15 protein-coding genes are annotated in these 16,497 nt (G+C 33.7%); all 15 read left to right on the top strand.

Annotated features, from left to right (window positions below; translation table 11 throughout):
• Positions 1-36: 36 nt before the first annotated feature.
• The 15 genes from AC58QD_RS27420 (at position 37) to AC58QD_RS27350 (ending at position 16,454) form a co-directional block, all read left to right on the top strand.
• Complete coding sequence (locus AC58QD_RS27420; protein ID WP_497338220.1) at positions 37-1,203, top strand: nucleotide sugar dehydrogenase; 1,167 nt, start codon at positions 37-39, stop codon at positions 1,201-1,203.
• A gap of 618 nt (positions 1,204-1,821) precedes the next feature.
• Positions 1,822-2,517 (top strand): hypothetical protein, encoded by a 696-nt coding sequence (locus tag AC58QD_RS27415; protein WP_497338219.1) that lies wholly within the window; start codon positions 1,822-1,824, stop codon positions 2,515-2,517.
• 14 nt (positions 2,518-2,531) lie between these two features.
• Positions 2,532-3,476 (top strand): copper amine oxidase N-terminal domain-containing protein, encoded by a 945-nt coding sequence (locus AC58QD_RS27410; RefSeq protein WP_497338218.1) that lies wholly within the window; start codon positions 2,532-2,534, stop codon positions 3,474-3,476.
• A 96-nt stretch (positions 3,477-3,572) separates the two neighbouring features.
• A complete protein-coding gene (locus tag AC58QD_RS27405) occupies positions 3,573-3,926 on the top strand; it encodes a hypothetical protein (RefSeq protein WP_497338217.1) in 354 nt (117 codons plus the stop codon).
• A gap of 126 nt (positions 3,927-4,052) precedes the next feature.
• Positions 4,053-4,790 carry a transposase gene (locus AC58QD_RS27400; RefSeq protein WP_497338216.1) on the top strand — a complete coding sequence of 246 codons (738 nt, stop codon included), beginning with the start codon at positions 4,053-4,055 and terminating at the stop codon, positions 4,788-4,790.
• A gap of 358 nt (positions 4,791-5,148) precedes the next feature.
• On the top strand, positions 5,149-6,093 hold the full coding sequence (fcl, locus tag AC58QD_RS27395; protein WP_497338215.1) for a GDP-L-fucose synthase: 945 nt from the start codon (positions 5,149-5,151) through the stop codon (positions 6,091-6,093).
• 45 nt (positions 6,094-6,138) lie between these two features.
• On the top strand, positions 6,139-7,218 hold the full coding sequence (gmd, locus tag AC58QD_RS27390; protein ID WP_497338214.1) for a GDP-mannose 4,6-dehydratase: 1,080 nt from the start codon (positions 6,139-6,141) through the stop codon (positions 7,216-7,218).
• Positions 7,219-7,267: 49 nt separating this feature from the next.
• A complete protein-coding gene (gene rfbA / locus AC58QD_RS27385) occupies positions 7,268-8,185 on the top strand; it encodes a glucose-1-phosphate thymidylyltransferase RfbA (protein ID WP_497338213.1) in 918 nt (305 codons plus the stop codon).
• Positions 8,182-9,228: a dTDP-glucose 4,6-dehydratase gene (rfbB, locus tag AC58QD_RS27380; RefSeq protein WP_497338212.1), complete on the top strand. Its 1,047-nt coding sequence runs from the start codon at positions 8,182-8,184 to the stop codon at positions 9,226-9,228. Before rfbA ends, rfbB begins: the two co-directional genes overlap by 4 nt.
• Before the next feature lie 9 nt (positions 9,229-9,237).
• Positions 9,238-10,119, top strand: coding sequence for a methionyl-tRNA formyltransferase (locus AC58QD_RS27375; RefSeq protein ID WP_497338211.1), 882 nt, complete (start codon positions 9,238-9,240; stop codon positions 10,117-10,119).
• 32 nt (positions 10,120-10,151) lie between these two features.
• Positions 10,152-11,582, top strand: coding sequence for an NDP-hexose 2,3-dehydratase family protein (locus AC58QD_RS27370; protein ID WP_497338210.1), 1,431 nt, complete (start codon positions 10,152-10,154; stop codon positions 11,580-11,582).
• Entirely contained in the window at positions 11,579-12,556 is a 978-nt protein-coding gene (locus tag AC58QD_RS27365; protein WP_497338209.1) for a Gfo/Idh/MocA family protein, read from the top strand. The genes AC58QD_RS27370 and AC58QD_RS27365 overlap by 4 nt, the downstream gene beginning before the upstream one ends.
• A complete protein-coding gene (gene rffA, locus AC58QD_RS27360) occupies positions 12,553-13,701 on the top strand; it encodes a dTDP-4-amino-4,6-dideoxygalactose transaminase (protein ID WP_497338208.1) in 1,149 nt (382 codons plus the stop codon). Before AC58QD_RS27365 ends, rffA begins: the two co-directional genes overlap by 4 nt.
• Positions 13,702-13,734: 33 nt before the next feature.
• Complete coding sequence (locus tag AC58QD_RS27355) at positions 13,735-15,075, top strand: glycosyltransferase (RefSeq protein WP_497338207.1); 1,341 nt, start codon at positions 13,735-13,737, stop codon at positions 15,073-15,075.
• Positions 15,075-16,454, top strand: coding sequence for an oligosaccharide flippase family protein (locus AC58QD_RS27350; protein ID WP_497338206.1), 1,380 nt, complete (start codon positions 15,075-15,077; stop codon positions 16,452-16,454). Before AC58QD_RS27355 ends, AC58QD_RS27350 begins: the two co-directional genes overlap by 1 nt.
• The last annotated feature ends 43 nt before the right edge of the window (positions 16,455-16,497 follow it).

The raw sequence follows: 16,497 nt of genomic DNA, 5'->3' as shown, positions 1-16,497 counted from the left end.
CCGAAAATCATCATAAGCGAGAAGGGGACAATAACTATGAAAATTGCAGTAGCTGGTACTGGTTATGTAGGTTTATCTAATGCAGTTCTATTAGCTCAACATAATGAAGTAATAGCATATGATATAATTCAAGAAAAGGTGGATATGATTAACAGAAGGGAATCTCCAATAGCGGATAAAGAGATTGAAGAATATTTAGCAACAAAAGAGTTAAATTTATTAGCTACAACAGATAAATATGAAGCTTACAAAGATGCAGATTTCGTTATAATTGCTACTCCAACAGATTATGATCCTGAAAAGAACTACTTTAGCACGAAAACCGTAGAAAGTGTTTTAGCAACCGTTTTAGCAATAAACCCAGATGCAGTAATGATTATTAAATCAACTGTTCCAGTAGGATATACAAAAGAGATTAAAGAAAAATTCCAAACAAATAATATTATATTCTCACCAGAATTCTTACGCGAAGGAAAAGCATTATATGACAACTTATATCCATCTAGAATAATAGTAGGGGAAAAATCAGAAAGAGCAGAAAGGTTTGCAAATCTACTAATTGAAGGTGCAATAAAAGAAGATATACCTATTCTATTTACAGAAGCAACAGAAGCAGAAGCTGTGAAGCTTTTTTCAAATACTTATTTAGCCCTTAGAATTGCATATTTTAATGAACTTGATACTTACTCAGAGATTAGAGGATTAAATACAAAAGAGATTATAGAAGGTGTCGGGCTTGATCCAAGAATAGGTACTCATTATAACAACCCTTCTTTCGGTTATGGTGGATATTGTCTTCCCAAAGATACAAAGCAATTAAGAGCAAATTATGAAAATGTTCCAAACAACATAATAGGAGCAATTGTTGATGCTAATAGGACAAGAAAAGATCATATAGCTAGTAGAATAATTGAACGAAATCCAAAAGTTGTAGGTATATATAGATTAACAATGAAGACAGATTCTGATAACTTTAGAGCTTCATCAATTCAAGGAATTATGAAAAGAATAAAAGCTAAAGGAATAGAAGTTGTAGTTTATGAACCAGTATATAAGGAAGATTCTTTTTTTAATTCAAGAGTAATAAGAGATTTAGATGATTTTATTAATATATCTGACATCATTATCTCAAATAGATATTCAAAGGAACTTGCAGATGTTGAAGTAAAAGTTTATACAAGAGATTTATTTAATAGAGATTAATCCTCCTCGGCCTTGTAGTCCTTAAAGAATTACACTATTGGCGATAGGCGAGCAACTTTAACTCCTGACACAAACTTTATGTCTCTGTGAAGGGATGATTTCCGTAAATCTCAAAATACTCTTCGAGACCTGACGGAGTCAGGACAATCATATCTTCAGATACTCGCTCGGCAGCAGTTCCGGCTATTTGCACGGCAAAGGAACCGATCGATCCATTTTTTTGTCTGACTATCACGTCAGCAACGGGTGAAAGGGATGACGAAGCTCAGAATCTGGGAGAAGGTCTTGTCACACATTGGGCAGCGGAAGCGTAGAATGGAAGTGTGATAGACCTTCCTCTTGAACAAGACATCACAATGACGGCTTCGTTGGTATGTCTACGATTTCGCCTTTTCAGCAAGAGCAGGAAACAGATTCATTGAGTTATAATAGCTGTTTGTCCACATGCTGACCACCTGAAATGGGGAAAGACGTCTCGTCCTTTCTACAAAATACAAATCCGACAGCTTATATTTTCTACGCTAAGATAGTCTTAGTCCATTATAATGGACATTAGACAGCCCTATTCGTAATCATGTATAATCGTATTATATTAAATTCATACAATGGTGATGTGTTATGAGAAAGCTATTTAGTAAGAAAGTGATATTATGGACGTTTGGTGTTATCGGAGTTCTAATTATTGGATTCTCAGTATCTATGAATTATGCAACAGATTATATATTGCGATCTATAATCGTATCTTCTCAAGTTCAGAACAGTTCTTCAGATTTACTAGAGAAGAATAACAAACAACAGGTAACCCTCACTCAAACTAGCAACTCGGACAGTTCTATTCAGGCACAATCGGAAAATACAGAGAGCTTGAACTTGGCTTTACTTTCTCCCCAGCTACCAGTTACTTCTGGTCAGAACCCTCAGAAGCCTGAATCCCAGGGAAACACTTCGGTTACTAGTTCCTCTGATCAAAATCAACCTGCTCGTCCCATCAATGTCAATACACCTTCACAAAAGAGTTATGATCCTAATATTACACCCGAAAAAATGGAACAGGTGCAGGAGAACATTACTTTGAAGGAGAAGGCACAGGTTTCTTCAATATTGCTTAAAAAACTCAGTCCTTCTGACCTCTCTCTCTTTGTCAAGATGAGTGGAGACGGCGTTACTGTAGAGGAGAAAAAACAAGCAAAAGAGGTTATTCTAAAAAAATTAACAGAAGCCGAATACAACGAATTAATTGCAATCGCTGCAAAACTCGGGTTAAGCTCGGGTAGAGGGTTCCAAGAAACTCAAAAAGATTATGAGTCCAAATAAAGCAGGTGTAATTGATGAATTTAAAACGTCCCAGTGTACTCACAAGCCTTCTAGCAGGCATTTTACTGTTAACTGCTACCTCAGCCACAGCTGAGCAAATATCCAAGCCAGTCTCCGTCTACTACACTCCAATGCACTTCGTATTCGACGGTAAGGAGCTAGTCCCACCTGAAGGGCAGAGCGGCTTCATCTACGAAGGTAGCACTTACGTACCGCTTCGCTTCATCTCGTATGCCCTTAACAAGGGGGTTGAATGGGATGCGAATACATACACGGTATCCGTGCTAGAGCCTTCAGTTCATCAGAAAGTCGAGATCCAGGAATACAGACTGAACAGGGAAGTTAGAGGCAGCTCGCCGAGTGCCGGTCCAGTCATTGTGCCAGATCCAACCCAGATCGATGTATATTTCGAGAAAGTTCAGTATATTTTCGATGATAAGCAGAAGCAGCCATCGGATGATTTACCAGGGATGATCTACGAGAACTCCTTATACGTTCCTATGCGATTCTTCAGTGAGTCAATCGGTAAGAAGATTGATTGGGATCCTGTCACTTATACGGTATCTGCAGACACTTTGGCTCCGACCAAACCTGATGATACCAAGCCACCTGCAAAGCCTCCGGTTATCCCGCCTATTACAGGGGGCGGTGGTATAACGAAGCCGTCCTTTGAGAGTTTGCAAGCCTCCTTTGAAGGGTCTGTTAATGCGTTGAAGAACGATGCCATTGATTACTTCATGGACCTTTATTTGAATTCTCTATCAGCTGATGCTGAACGCAAAGCAGTTCTTAAGAGCCAAGCGGAGGCAAAACTATCGGAGTTTGATGCTCGATTCGAGAGTTTATTGAGTGACTTTGGAAGTAAACTGCAAGCAAATGGCTATACTTCGGATTTAAGTGGATACAGGCAGCAGTATGCTGATGCTAAGGCCGCGGCTCGGGCTAGTATTGGACAGTAAAAGAACAGTAAGGAAAAATATGTATTTTCAATCTGTATAAATTATGTATAATAAAACTACGGGAATTGAAATTATATATTAGGGGGAATTGCTTGAATGATCGGGCCATCATCGCTCGAAAAAAAACTAGAAGTCGTATTCGACGAACTAGTAGAAGACCTTTCCGTAGTTAGTTCTGGTATTCTGTTCATCCACATCCGTCATAATCGGATCGTCTCCTTCGGGGTGAGACAGCGTTCAGAGCAAGAGAAAGGCGATCAGATCATTCAACCAGATCGAATGGGGTTGTCCCCTGTTCACCAGAATTCTTTTCGCTGTATGGCCATCGAGGTGTTTAAGAAGAGAGAGCACTGGACGGACGGGGAGATGTTATTCCCTTTCAGAGTTCAAACGAGAACACTGATGGCATCGGCACAGTATAAGTCTTTCGGTAAGTTTCAATCGAAGTGAGGTTAACCCAAGAAGAGTCGCTTCCGATGGAAGCGCCTTTTTTTCTACGACAGCATAATTAACTAACAGGATTTTCCTTACTTTTGTCGAATACATAAGGGACAAGATTAGCAGGAGATGACTCTTATGCTTTCAAAACATCGCCTCGGCGCAGCGCAGAAAGTGTACTTCAGACCAGAAATGAAAAACTGCCCTCATTGTGGGGTCAAATTAAAACGTTCCCACACCGCGTGGAATAAGAAAATATCAACACTGACAGGCGTCATTCATGCTTGGAGTATGGCTTATGCTTGCCCCAACACTAGTTGTCCGTATGCTGGCATTACATACAAATCAGCCGAAGCGGAAGCACTAAGTATGAAACACTCCTCTTACAGTTACGATGTTCTTTACCTGGTTGGTGAAATGCGTTTCAAGCAGCACTGTACGGTTAAGGAAATTGCAAATGTTCTAAATGAACGCGGCATTGTCACCAGTGAACGCTACGCACAATCGTTGTATGAACGGTATCAAGCGTTGTTGTCCGCAAGCTTGGATGACCATGTCAGACAAAGTTTGGCTGAGACGACCACGCAAAATGGTGGAATTATCCTATCCATGAACGGGGTCCAACCGGAAAAGGGAAACGAGATGCTGTACGTCATCCGCGAAGTATTCAGCGGCACCATTCTTGCGGCTCAGTGCATGAAGAGTGGGGCCGCAGTTGAACTTCGGATGCTTATCGTTCCGATTATTGAAATGGGCTATCCCATTGTAGGCATTGTCAGCGATGGACAGGTTTCCATTAGACAGGCTTTCGAATCGCTACTGCCTGACGTGTCATATCAATACTGCCAATACCAATCGCGATCCGCTGGTGCCTAATCAAGTTTGAATACTGGTTATTATGTGGCTTGGAAATTGTTGCTTAATATACTTGGCTAGATGAATCTGCTAAAAATGCAAACTTACTAGTCAGCGAGAGTGTTATTCGAACAGCGTCTAACATCGTCTGTAGTCTTGGCTTCACTCTGACAATGGAGCTCTATAAAAGGTGTATCGCTATTAGAGCCATATATTATTCTTAGCATGGAGTAGACTTTTAAATCCCAATATATTCCTGAAAGAAAAGGTGATATTACTTCAGTGTAATATGCTATTCTAATTACAAAGAAGTAAATGTTTTGGAAGAGTTAAATAATTAAAATGGAATAATAATATATTGTATATGAGGTGCATTTAATTGGAATATAATTCAAGAATATATGTTGCAGGCCACCGAGGTTTAGTTGGCTCTGCTATCTTGAGGAAATTAGAAGAAAAAGGATATACAAATTTGGTGTATAGAACGAGTAAGGAACTTGATTTAAGAGATTATTGTCAAGTAACTGAGTATTTTACGAGTGAAAAGATTGAATATGTATTTTTAGCTGCTGCCAAAGTTGGTGGAATAATAGCTAACAATGAATATCCAGCTGATTTTATCAGAGATAATTTATTAATCCAAACAAATGTTATTCATGCTGCTTACCAATACAATATAAAAAAACTTTTGTTTTTAGGAAGCACTTGTATTTATCCTAAATTTGCACCTCAACCTTTAAAGGAAGATTATTTATTAACAGGACCATTAGAACCAACAAATGAACCATATGCAATTGCAAAAATAGCGGGGATTAAAATGTGTGAATCCTATAACCGTCAATACGGGACAAAATATATTTCTGCTATGCCTACAAATTTATATGGTCAGAATGATAATTTTGATTTACATACATCACATGTATTACCAGCACTAATCAGAAAATTTCATGAAGCGAAAAAGAATCAAATTCCTTTTGTAGAGGTATGGGGTACAGGTACACCTAAACGTGAGTTTCTTTTCTCTGATGATTTGGCAGATGCGTGCATATTCTTAATGAAAAACTTTGATGGTGACGAATTTGTTAATATAGGTGTTGGAGAAGATATTTCAATAAAAGAACTTGCAGAGACAATAAAAAGAGTTATAGGTTTTAAGGGTGATATTAAATTTGACACAAGCAAACCCGATGGTACACCAAGGAAGTTAGTAGATATATCGAAAATTAATAACATGGGGTGGAGGGCGCAAACTTCGTTAGAAGATGGTCTACAAGCAGCCTATCAATGGTTTTTAGAAAATGAATTGACAGTTGTAAATAAATGATTTGCCCAAACAAAATAGCTATCTAACAAAGTACTGGAGGATATTATGAAAAAAGCTTTAATTACAGGTGTAACTGGACAAGATGGATCATATTTAGCTGAGTTTTTATTAGAAAAAGATTACGAGGTTCATGGAGTAATTCGTCGTAGCTCGTCATACAACCATGAACGTCTTGAAGACATACTTACAAAAGAAGAAGCCGACGCATTAATAAACAATAAAAATTTCCATTTACATTATGGTGATATTACAGATACCTCAAATGTTATTCGCCTTATTAGTGAAACAAAACCTGATGAAATCTACAATTTAGCAGCACAATCACATGTACGTGTATCTTTTGATATGCCAGAGTACACAGCTGATGTTGATGCTTTAGGTACACTACGCGTTCTTGAGGCTGTTCGTATCTTAGGATTAACAGATAAAACACGTATTTATCAAGCATCTACATCTGAATTATATGGCAAAGTTCAAGAAATTCCACAAAAGGAAACGACCCCTTTCTATCCGCGTTCACCTTATGGTGTAGCAAAAATATATGGTTACTGGATTACAAAGAACTACCGTGAATCTTACAATATGTTTGCGGTAAACGGTATTTTGTTCAATCATGAATCAGAGCGCCGTGGAGAAACATTTGTAACTCGCAAAATTACACTAGCTGCAGCACGTATTGCGCAAGGTAAGCAAGATAAATTAACTTTAGGCAATTTGGATTCCTTAAGAGATTGGGGCTACGCAAAAAATTACGTTGAATGTATGTGGTTAATTTTACAACACGATAAACCAGAAGACTTTGTAATAGCAACTGGTGAAATGCATACAGTGCGTGAATTTGTAGAGTTAGCCTTTAAGCATTCTGGTATTGAAATTGAATGGACAGGAAAAGGTTTAGAAGAAAAAGGAATAAATAAAGCAACAGGTGAAATTATCGTTGAAATTAATCCTAAATATTTCAGGCCAGCAGAAGTAGATCTATTATTAGGGGATCCAACTAAGGCAAAAACGTTATTAGGTTGGAACCCATTAAAAACAACATTTGAGGAGTTAGTTTGTATTATGGTTGAATCAGATATGAAGAAGATTATGAAAGAAGAAAAAGTATCGAAGATGTTTGACTGAGATTGCTTGAATATAACTAGTTCTTTAATGATGAGTTGGAGGTGCGGATTTGAAGGGAATAATTTTAGCAGGAGGCAGTGGAACAAGGTTATATCCATTGACTAGGGCCATAAGCAAGCAATTGCTTCCAGTATATGACAAACCAATGATTTATTATCCATTATCAGTGCTAATGTTAGCTGGTATTAAAGACATCCTAATAATTACTACTCCAACTGATATTGGGAGATATAAAGATTTATTAGGCGATGGTTCTGAAATTGGTATATCGATCTCTTATGCTATACAACCCAATCCGGATGGTCTCGCTCAAGCTTTTATTATTGGTGAAGACTTTATTGGTAATAGTAATGTTGCTTTAATATTGGGTGACAATATATTCTACGGGCAAGGATTTACTGAAATGTTGAAAAGAGCAAGTAAACGAACCAATAGTGCTACAGTATTTGGATATCGTGTGAAGGACCCGGAAAGATTTGGTGTAGTTGAATTCGATGAGAATAAAAAAGTCTTGTCTATTGAGGAAAAGCCTAATAACCCCAAATCTAACTTTGCAGTTACTGGTTTGTATTTTTACGATAATGATGTAATTAGAATTGCTAAAGAAATTAAGCCTTCAAAAAGAGGAGAACTTGAAATTACTGATATTAACAATAGTTATTTATCAAAAAACAAGCTCAATGTAGAGTTATTAGGAAGAGGTTTTGCATGGTTGGATACTGGTACTCATGATTCTCTGACTGAGGCATCTGTATTTATCGAAACTATTGAAAAAAGACAAGGTTTTAAAGTGGCATGTATTGAAGAAATAGCATACAATCAAGGTTATATTAACAGAGAACAGTTACTTAGATTAGCTTTTCCGTTAAGTAAAAACGACTATGGAAAGTATTTGATAGATATTTCCCAAATGGATAATTATCAAAGAGATAATAGGTTTGTGGAGAATGGTGTGGATAAATTATGACCAATTATAAAGCAAATATATTGATTACGGGTGGAGCAGGATTCATTGGATCAAACTTTATTAATTATTTTATTAATAAGTATGACAATTATAGAATAATTAATATAGATAAATTAACTTATGCGGCAAATTTGGATTATCTGGAATGTAATAATTATATTAATTATGAGTTTGTAAAAGGGGATATTTGTAATCGGGATTTATTACAGGAAGTTTTCAAAATATATAAAATTGATTCAGTAATCCATTTTGCTGCTGAATCTCATGTAGACAATTCAATTGCTAATCCTAATGAATTTATTAACACTAATATTCTAGGAACTTTTAATTTATTAGAAGTATCAAGACAGGCATGGATCAATTCAACGCTAATTAATAATAATTATAACAACAATAATGAATGTCGTTTTCATCATATCTCAACTGATGAAGTTTACGGTTCTTTAGGAATAGAAGGTTCTTTTTCAGAAACGTCCCCATACGCACCGAATAGCCCTTATAGTGCATCTAAAGCAAGTTCAGATATGCTTGTTAGGAGTTATTTTCATACCTATGGTTTAAATGTAGTTACTACTAACTGTTCAAATAACTATGGTCCTTGTCAGCATAAAGAGAAATTGCTTCCTACTATAATTAGAAAGGCATTAAAAGGTCAAAGCATCCCAATATATGGTGATGGTCTAAATGTTAGGGATTGGCTCTTCGTTGATGACCATTGTAAGGCTATAGACATAGCGTATCATAAAGGGAAGCCAGGTCATACCTATAATATAGGGGGATCAAATGAAAGGACTAATATTTATGTAACGGAAAAGATTTGCGAAATTATGGATGAATTAGTTCCGGAAATTAGAAGGGATTATAGTATAAATAGTTTTAAAAACCTTATTACTTTTGTCGAGGATAGGCCAGGTCATGACCGAAGATATGCTGTCGATTCATCAAAAATAAAAAAGGAATTACTCTGGTCTCCAGAGGAAGAGTTTGAATCGGGATTATATAAAACTGTTAGATGGTATCTTAAAAAATTAATTTTAAAATAGGTGATAGATATGCAAAAGGTTTCTTTTTTTTTGATGAATTTAAAAGGTTTTTATGTTCTAGAAAAGGTTATTAATAATTTCGGAGTTGATATTATAGATTGCGTTATTTCAAGTAGGGACTCTAATGTTTTAAACGACTATTATGACAATATTTATGATTTATGTAAGAAACATAATATAAAGTTTTTTGGAAGAAATGATAAGTATGAATTAGATAGTAAATACAGCATTGCTATCGGATGGAGATGGCTCATCAAGGATTTACCCTCTAAGTTAATTGTTACTCACGATTCATTACTGCCAAAATATCGTGGATTTGCACCGCTTGTTAACTCATTAATAAATGGAGAAAGAGTCGTAGGGGTAACGGCATTATTCGCATCTTTAGAATATGATGAAGGTGAAATCATAGATCAAAGGTCTGTTGAGGTTGAATATCCTATAAAAATTGAAAAAGCAATCGATTTAATAAAAGAATTATTCGCGGAACTTATAGTTTCGGTTATAAACAAGATACATTCAGGAGATCAATTAAGTTCTATACCTCAAAATAATGAGCAGGCTTCTTATAGTCTATGGAGGGACGAAGAGGATTACCATATTAACTGGCATATGGATTCGCATTATATAAAACGATTCATTGATTCAGTTGGCTTTCCATATAAAGGGGCATTTAGCTATGCTGTAGAGCAAAAAATAAGAATCCTTGATGCAGAAATAGTTGATGATCGAATAATTGAAAATAGAATGCCAGGGAAAGTAATTTTTATGCACAATGGGCAACCAACTATAGTTTGCGGTAAGGGCTTAATTAAGATTACTAAAGCAGTAATTGAAAATACAAATTCTAACTTCTTTCCAATGAAAAATTTTAGAATTAAATTTACATAAGTATTTACTATTAGATATTAAGGTGGTCTAATATGACATTAGATGTTTATCAAAATGATATAGAAGCTTTTCTTAAAAGTTTAATGATAGTTAATTCAGCCGTTTTTTCTATTGAAGATCTCATTTTACAACTTGAAAAGAAACGAGAAAGTTCAAAATGTATTCTCGATTTAATTAATTATGAAGAGTTAGAAGGCTGGTATTTTGATGAAGATAAAAACCTAAACCATCAATCTGGTAAATTCTTTACTATCACGGGATTAAAAACAATTGATAAAGTTAAGAAAATATTATTACAACAACCTATTATTAATCAACCGGAACATGGAATTTTAGGTCTTTTATATAAAGTTGAAAATGGAGTAGCTTATTTCTTAACGCAGTTTAAAATTGAACCAGGAAATGAAGATGTAATACAGATTTCTCCCACTGTGCAGGCTACAAAAAGTAATTACACAAAAGTTCATAACGGTAAATCTGTTAATTATATCGAATATTTCTTGGGAGATAAAGAAGTAAAGATAATTTATAAACAGTTACAATCTGAGCAAGGTTCAAAGTTTTTCGAAAAAAGAAATTATAATATTATTGGGAAGATCTTAAAACATGATGAATTTATTACAAAAGAAAATTACTACTGGTTAACGTTAGGACAAATAGTACAACTTCTGAAATTTAATAATTATGTAAATATGGATTTAAGGAGTATAATTTCATGCCTAAAATTTTCAATTGATACTTGGGATGAAGAAGCTAAAAATGAAGTCTTAATGCAAATAGATGGGATAGTTTCTAAAGAGTGGATCTATTCTTTGTTCACAGATCAACATGCCCTTCATACAACAAAGGAGATAGAGCATTGGATTAAAGAATCAAAAAGTTCCTCCAGGTACACAAGCGAGCTTGTTAATCTTAATGAAATACTTAATTATGGTTGGAATCTAAATAATGAAAGCATATACTCCCATGATAATAGAGACTTTGAAGTTAAATATCTTCGAGTGAAAATTGAAAATAGAGAAGTCAGTACTTGGTGTCAACCAATTGTTGCAGACAATAATATGAAAATTAACGGCTTTTTAGTTAAAATAATAAATGGTACTTACCACTTTTTGGTTAAGCTGTGCGATGAAGTAGGACTAACATACGGAACAGAGTTAGGCCCGACAGTACACAATGTACCTCGAAATAACGTTGGAACAACGCCTTTCATTAATTACTTTGTATCTCCTGAGCCTGCTAATGTTATCTTCTCTTCTCGATTATCTGAAGAAGGTGGGAGATTTTATCATGTACAAAATCAATACATGATCGTCTATACTACAGACAATATAGACATTGACAATAATTATAAATGGATTACTTTATACCAACTAAAAGAACTATTAGATTTTGAGTGTTATATTAATATTGAGGCTAGGTCATTAATAGCTTGTGTTGACTTAGGGGTGCTGAATAAATGAGAACAATCAGGATCGGGATCTTAGGATGTTCAAATATAGCAAAAAAATCCGTAATCCCTGCCATTCTTAAAAATAATAAATTTGAATTAGTAAAGGTTGCTTCTAGAACAGAAGAAAGAGGGGATTTGTTCTCAGATATATTCAAAGTTGGTAATTGTTCTTATGAAGATTTAATTAACTCTGATAATATAGATGCAATATACCTCTCTTTACCGGTTGGTTTACATTATGAGTGGGGTAAGAAAATTCTTGAATCTGGTAAACACTTATTAATGGAGAAAACATTTACACACTCACTTGAGACATCAAGTGAGTTAATAAGTTTAGCAGGATTCCGAAATCTTATAGCCATGGAAGCGCTAATGTATGTATATCATCCTATTTATCAGAATGTTATAAGTTTAATTAATAATGATGTTATTGGTCAAATTAGATTGATAGAAGCATCATTTGGCTTCCCAGAACTTCCAGATGATAATATAAGGAACCAGAAACACATAGGTGGAGGGGCGATACTAGATAATCTAATATATCCTTTGAGTCTTTGCTTAGATATTTCAAATGAAAAATATAAACATGTTGATTTCAACATAATTAAAAATGATAATCATGAGATTGATTCGAGGGGCTTCATTCACATTCACTATAAGAAACACTCAGCTTTTATTTCTTACGGATTTGGATTTATGTATAGAAATGAATATAAAATTTGGGGAAGTAAAGGGATTTTAAGTATTAATAGGGGCTTTTCTAGACCAGCAGATCTTGAAGGAACAATAAATATAATAAAACAAGATCAAAAAGAAGTAATTAATATTCCTGCCACAGACCATTTCTATGAAATGTTAAATGCTTTTTATAGAAAGGTAATAGGTCAAGATAGTAATAATTTAAATGAAGGAGAATCTATAGAAAATAGAATGGCAGTAATCTCTGAATTATATCAATATGTTTACGGAGGTAATAAAAAATGAGAATTCCTTTTGTGAAACCACCAATGACTGAACAAGGTTCTGAACTATCTTATTTAATTGAATCCTTTAAAACTGGAAAGCATGATGGGAACGGTCCATATACCCAAAAATGTCATCAACTAATAAATGAAGAATTTAATATAAAAAAGACTTTGCTGACTACTTCATGTACAGATGCTCTGGAAATGGCAGCTTTTTTAGTTGATGCTAAACCTGGGGATGAATTTATTGTACCATCTTTTACTTTTTCTAGTACAGCTACAGCATTTGTTTCAAGAGGTATGAAACCAGTGTTTGTTGATATTAGAAATGATACTTTAAATATTAATGAAAAATTAATTGAAGAAGTAATAACACCAAGGACTAGGGCATTAGTACCTATTCATTATGCTGGGACAGTAGCAGAAATGGATACAATTAATGATATAGCGAAACGATTTGATTTGGTTGTTGTTGAAGATGCGGCACAAGCCGTTAATTCTAAATATAAAAACCAATTCGCTGGCTCTTTATCTGATTTAGGGACATTTTCATTCCATGCAACTAAATCTTATTCTTGTGGAGAAGGAGGGGCGCTTACAATTAATAATGAAAGATTTTATGAGAGAAGCGAATATTTATGGGAAAAAGGAACTGATAGATCTAAAGTTCTAAATGGGCTTAAAAATAAATATCATTGGGTTGATCAAGGTTCATCATTTCTTCTGTCAGATCTACTTGCTGCTGTTTTACTTGCTCAATTGGAGAAAAAAGATGAATTACAAATAAAAAGAGAAAAACTATATAAAACGTATGAATCAACATTAACTGATTTAATAAAATATGGTTTAACGATACCTACTATACCTTTAGAATGTTCTTCGAATTATCACGCTTTTTGGATATATTTTAATAAACCAGAACAAAGAGATAAGTTCTTACAATTATGCTTATCAAAAAATGTCAGCCCATATATAGGTTATATTCCATTACACAGCGCGCCTATGGGACAGAGACTTGGTGGATTAAATTATAATTTGACCGTCACTAATCTAGTTAGTGAGAGAATTGCCAGGTTGCCATTTTATATTATGACTAATGAGGAAATGGAATATGCTGTTACAGTAATATATGATAGTGCCAAAGAAGTTTTACTAAATATTTAAAATTCATATCCTCTTAGTATGGAAGGAACAAAAATGAATCATAGTACAAAGCTTAACATTATTCATCTAAACACTTATACAGAAGGAGGAGCTGCAATTGCTGCTTACAGACTTCACCAAAATTTATTGGGTTTAGGGCATTCATCACAATTTTACGTTTCTATTAAAAGTGGACTAATTTCAGAAGACATAACACAAATTTACAGTCTTGTTACAAAAAAACTCTTACGTTTGGAGTCTAAATTTCAGAGTTTAAGGCTGAATAAACATGCTAATCAGGGAAAATATATCTGGCCTAGTTATATTAATGATTTCTATTCGGTAAAGAAGATAATAAAGGATTGGCCATTTATACCAGATATTATTGTTGTTCACTGGATATCACGTTTTTTGAATTGGAGACACCTCAAAGAAATACAAGAAATTACAGGAGCGCCCATTATTTGTTATTTGATGGATATGGAACCATTTACAGGTGGGTGTCATTATGCATTTGAATGTGAAGGGTATAAACAAGAATGTGGTTTTTGTCCTGGATTAATTAATAAAAGGGAAAATGACTATACTAGAAGGAAATGGATGGACAAAAAGAAATATTTAGTGGATCTTAATGTCACATTTGTTGCACCTACAACAATGTTAGAAATTCAAGCTAAAAATAGTTCTCTTTTAGCTAATAGTAGGATTGAAAAAATAATGATTGGACTAGACTCAGATCTATTTAAACCTAGTGATGATAAAAAGAAGCTAAGAGAAAAATATGATTTACCCAAGGATAAAAAGATTATATTCTTCGGTTCACAAAACATTGAAGACGAACGTAAAGGTATGAAATATTTATTGAAGGCCTTAAATCTGCTTGATAAAGATCCGTCTCTTAAAAATGATGTTTTTTTGTTGTATGCAGGGGCTGCAAATGAAAGTTTTAAAAATAGTTTATCACCAGAATCAAAGTATATAGGGTTTGTTAAAGATAGTACTAAGCTAGCTGAATTGTATCAGGTAGCTGATCTTTTCGTTTGCCCTTCTATAGAAGATTCGGGCCCAATGATGATAAGTGAATCAATGATGTGTGGAACTCCAGTTGTTTCTTTTGAAATGGGGAGTGCTTTAGATTTAATAATTAATAATGAAACTGGTTATAAAGCAAAGCTTAAGGATTCGGGGGATTTATATTATGGGATAAAGAAAGTTTTGACAATGAGTGATATAGAATATATCGAAATGTCAACTTCTTGTAGAAATTTAGCTATTTCTAAATGTAGTGAGGAAAAGCAGATGACAGATTTTAATAATCTATTTTATGACATTTTAGAGAATAAGAAACCAAATAATAGCAATAATAAACTAACAAAAACACTTGGTGAATTTTAATGAGATTTCTTAAATTTAATAATATTAATGTAGATAAAGTAAATTCAAGCTCAAGAAACAAAAACATTGTTCACCAAATTCGAATTTCTTTAGTTTATAAATTTATTGCAGCAGGTTTAAGTTTTATAATTGTCCCAATAACCTTAAAATACTTAGGATCTGAAATGTATGGAATTTGGGCAACGTTAATATCAGTATTATCATGGATAGTTTTTTTTGATATCGGATTGGGAAATGGTATGAGGAATAAGTTGGCAGAGGCTTTGGTCTATAACAATAGACAATTAGTAAAAAATTATATTTCTACGACATATTTTTTTATTGCTGTTCTTGCTTTAGTTACCTTTTCATTAGTATCACTTATATCCTTATTCCTTAATTATAACAATCTTTTAAACACTGATGTAATCAGTAATTATAATTTAAAGTTAATAATAATTATTTTAACATTCTTTATCTTATTAAACTTTGTATTAAGTTTGATAAATCAAATTTTTAGTGCATATCAACAATCAGGAATGACAAGCTTTAGTCAATTGATTTCAAATGTATATCTTATTTTGTCATTGTATATCATTTTTATACTAACGGATAAAAATACAGTCTATTTCTCATTAGTCTACGGATCCTCACTGATAATAGGAAATATTCTCCTAACAATTAAGTTTTTTAAGAATAACAAAGACTTAATTCCTTCTATTAAGTTATTTCAATTGAGATACATTAGAGAAATTGGAGGTATAGGTTTTCAGTTCTTTGTAATTCAAATAGCAGCACTTGTCTTATATACAACTGACAATATTATTATTACTAGAGTTTTAGGCCCTGAATATGTTACTTCATATAGTATTGTTTTTAAACTATTTAGTATCGTAACTTTAATTCAAGGAATAATCTTTACTCCTTTATGGTCAGCATACACTGAGGCTTATACTAAAGGGGATTTAATTTGGATAAAGAAGACAATAAAAAGGCTTGTACTCCTAATGGTTCCTTTGGTTTTTTTTGTCTCTTGTTTAGCGCTATTTGCAAAAAGTATCATCAAATTATGGGTTGGAGATTTAATGGAAATAAACACTTCATTAATTATATTAATGGCTATTTTTGTTATATTAATGGCTTGGAATAATATATTTGCTTATATGCTTAATGGCACTGGGAAAATTAGATTAACATTGTGGATTGCTCTACTGGCCGCAGTATGCAATATTCCCTTGTCTATTATTCTGGCACATTCCTATATGATTAACGGTGTAATTTTATCTACTATTATCTGTACTATACCTTCAGCGATTCTTACACCTTTACAAGTGTATATAATTCAAAATGAATTATTTAAAAACAAGAGTTCAATATTTTATCGGATTTTCTATTTGTAGCTGTTGTTTTAACCTTTGTTTTTAATGTTTCCAATATATAGTT

This window comes from Paenibacillus sp. J2R1T-4, assembly GCF_059692235.1.
This window is presented reverse-complemented; position numbering and strand designations above follow the sequence as displayed.

Coding starts and splice junctions, on each gene's coding strand:
- AC58QD_RS27420 (WP_497338220.1), top strand. CDS start 37: ATGAAAATTGCAGTAGCTGGTACTGGTTATGTAGGTTTATCTAATGCA.
- AC58QD_RS27415 (WP_497338219.1), top strand. CDS start 1,822: ATGAGAAAGCTATTTAGTAAGAAAGTGATATTATGGACGTTTGGTGTT.
- AC58QD_RS27410 (WP_497338218.1), top strand. CDS start 2,532: ATGAATTTAAAACGTCCCAGTGTACTCACAAGCCTTCTAGCAGGCATT.
- AC58QD_RS27405 (WP_497338217.1), top strand. CDS start 3,573: ATGATCGGGCCATCATCGCTCGAAAAAAAACTAGAAGTCGTATTCGAC.
- AC58QD_RS27400 (WP_497338216.1), top strand. CDS start 4,053: ATGCTTTCAAAACATCGCCTCGGCGCAGCGCAGAAAGTGTACTTCAGA.
- gmd (WP_497338214.1), top strand. CDS start 6,139: ATGAAAAAAGCTTTAATTACAGGTGTAACTGGACAAGATGGATCATAT.
- rfbB (WP_497338212.1), top strand. CDS start 8,182: ATGACCAATTATAAAGCAAATATATTGATTACGGGTGGAGCAGGATTC.
- AC58QD_RS27375 (WP_497338211.1), top strand. CDS start 9,238: ATGCAAAAGGTTTCTTTTTTTTTGATGAATTTAAAAGGTTTTTATGTT.
- AC58QD_RS27370 (WP_497338210.1), top strand. CDS start 10,152: ATGACATTAGATGTTTATCAAAATGATATAGAAGCTTTTCTTAAAAGT.
- AC58QD_RS27365 (WP_497338209.1), top strand. CDS start 11,579: ATGAGAACAATCAGGATCGGGATCTTAGGATGTTCAAATATAGCAAAA.
- rffA (WP_497338208.1), top strand. CDS start 12,553: ATGAGAATTCCTTTTGTGAAACCACCAATGACTGAACAAGGTTCTGAA.
- AC58QD_RS27355 (WP_497338207.1), top strand. CDS start 13,735: ATGAATCATAGTACAAAGCTTAACATTATTCATCTAAACACTTATACA.
- AC58QD_RS27350 (WP_497338206.1), top strand. CDS start 15,075: ATGAGATTTCTTAAATTTAATAATATTAATGTAGATAAAGTAAATTCA.